The 2,249-nt window shown below is 70.0% G+C and carries 1 protein-coding gene; it reads right to left on the bottom strand.

Features of this window, described 5'->3' with window-relative positions; genetic code table 11:
- Window positions 1–8 precede the first annotated feature (8 nt).
- On the bottom strand, window positions 9–1,841 hold the full coding sequence (gene metG, locus ACWCO3_RS34070; protein WP_145786217.1) for a methionine--tRNA ligase: 1,833 nt from the start codon (window positions 1,839–1,841) through the stop codon (window positions 9–11).
- Between the last annotated feature and the right edge of the window lie 408 nt (window positions 1,842–2,249).

Here is a 2,249-nt window from a genome sequence, read left to right as displayed (position 1 = left end):
TCACACTGTCATCCGGCCAGTCGGGCCAGTTCCTCGTCGACGATCGACGGGTCGAGCTTGCGGAACACCGGCTTCGGTGCCGCCAGCGGGCGACCCGCCTCGATCGCCACCGACTCCCAGCGGGCGCCGACGGTGTAGTCACCGGTGAGCACGGGGTACGCCGGGCCGCCGTCCAGATCGTCGACCTGCTCGATGACGGGCATCGGCGCGTGCACGCCGGTGCCGCCGAGCAGTTCGTGCACCTGCTGCGCGGAGTGCGGCAGGAACGGGGTGAGCAGCGTGTTGGCGTCGCTGATCACCTGGAGGGCGACGTGCAGGATGGTGCCCATCCGGGGCTTGTCCGCCTCGTCCTTGAGCTTCCACGGGGCCTGCTCGGAGAGGTACCTGTTGGCTTCGGCGACCACCTTCATCGCCTCACCGATGGCCTGCTTCTGCCGGTGCCGGCCGATGAGGTCGCCGACTCCTGCGAACCCGGCCCGGGCCGTAGCGAGCAGCGCCTCGTCGGCCTCGGTGAGCCCGGCCGGGTCGACCGGCGGGATCGCGCCGAAGTTCTTCGCCGCCATGGAGACCGACCGGTTGACCAGGTTGCCCCAGCCGGCGACCAGCTCGTCGTTGTTGCGGCGGAGGAACTCGGCCCAGGTGAAGTCGGTGTCGTTGCTCTCCGGGCCGGCGGCGGCGATGAAGTATCGCAGCGCGTCCGCGTCGTACCGCTCCAGGAAGTCGCGGACGTAGATGACCACCTTGCGGGACGAGGAGAACTTGCGCCCCTCCATGGTCAGGTATTCGCTGGAGACGACCTCGGTGGGCAGGTTGAGCCGACCCAGCTCGCCCGGCTCACCGTCGCGGGAGCCCTCACCGGAGTAGCCGGAGAGCAGCGCCGGCCAGATCACCGAGTGGAAGACGATGTTGTCCTTGCCCATGAAGTAGTAGGACCGGGCGTCTTCGCCGACCCCGTCGGCCGACGGGACGCTGCCCTCGCCGTCCTTGGAGTTCCAATACTTCCGCCACGCCTCGGGGTCGCCGGAGCGGCGGGCCCACTCGATCGAGGCGGACAGGTAGCCGATCACCGCGTCGAACCAGACGTAGATCCGCTTGTCCGACCGGTCCCGCCAGCCGTCCAGCGGGATCGGCACGCCCCATTCGAGGTCGCGGGTGATCGCCCGGGGCTGGAGGTCGTCGAGCAGGTTGCGGGAGAACCGCAGCACGTTGGGCCGCCACCCCTCGCGGGTGTCCAGCCACTGCCGCAGCACCTCGGCCAGGGCGGGCAGGTCGAGGAAGAAGTGCTCGGTCTCGACGAACTTCGGGGCTTCCCCGTTGATCCGCGACTTCGGGTTGATCAGGTCGATCGGGTCGAGCTGGTTGCCGCAGTTGTCGCACTGGTCGCCCCGGGCGCTGTCGTACCCGCAGATCGGGCAGGTGCCCTCGATGTAGCGGTCGGGCAGGGTGCGTCCGGTGGACGGAGAGATGGCGCCCATGGTGGTCTTCGGCACGATGTAGCCGTTGCGGTACATCCCCTCGAACAACTCCTGCACCACCGCGTAGTGGTTGCGGGTGGTGGTGCGGGTGAACAGGTCGTAGGAGAGGCCGAGACCGTGCAGGTCCTCGACGATCACCCTGTTGTACCTGTCGGCCAGCTCGCGCGGGGTGACCCCGTCGGCGTCGGCCTGCACCTGGATCGGGGTGCCGTGCTCGTCGGTGCCGGAGACCATGAGCACGTCGTGGCCGGCCATCCGCATGTACCGGGCGAAGACGTCGGAGGGAACGCCGAAACCGGAGACGTGGCCGATGTGGCGGGGGCCGTTGGCGTACGGCCAGGCCACTGCCGCGAGAACGTGACTCATGAGCAGCAAGCCTAGTGACCCGTCCGGGGCGCCCGCGAACCAATAGGGGGTGCCGCGCCAGCGGACCGGGCCGACCACCTCGACCATTGGTCCGATTTGTCGCCGACACGCGGTCTAGCTGCCCGTTCCGCCCCCCGCAGCGGTGTGCAATGAACGTCGTGACGGGCAGACGAGCGGCACGGGACCACCAGGACCGGCCCACCGGGCCGGCGGTCGACGACGATCCCGGTCCCGATCCGGCTCCGCCCCGGAGTGCCGGTGTCGCTCCCCAGCCCCGGCTGGTACCCGGCACCGACCCCGTCGCCGGGGCACGACAGGGTCCCAGCCCGCGACCGAGCCCGACCACACGGGCCGGTGCCGCCCCGCCGGAGGAGCCTTCGGCTACGCGAACACCCGCCCGGACTGGGT

It is taken from the genome of Micromonospora sp. NPDC002411 (assembly GCF_053592955.1).
This window is presented reverse-complemented; position numbering and strand designations above follow the sequence as displayed.

Excerpts from the sequence above, each read along its gene's own strand:
- metG (WP_145786217.1), bottom strand. The coding sequence starts at position 1,841 with ATGAGTCACGTTCTCGCGGCAGTGGCCTGGCCGTACGCCAACGGCCCC.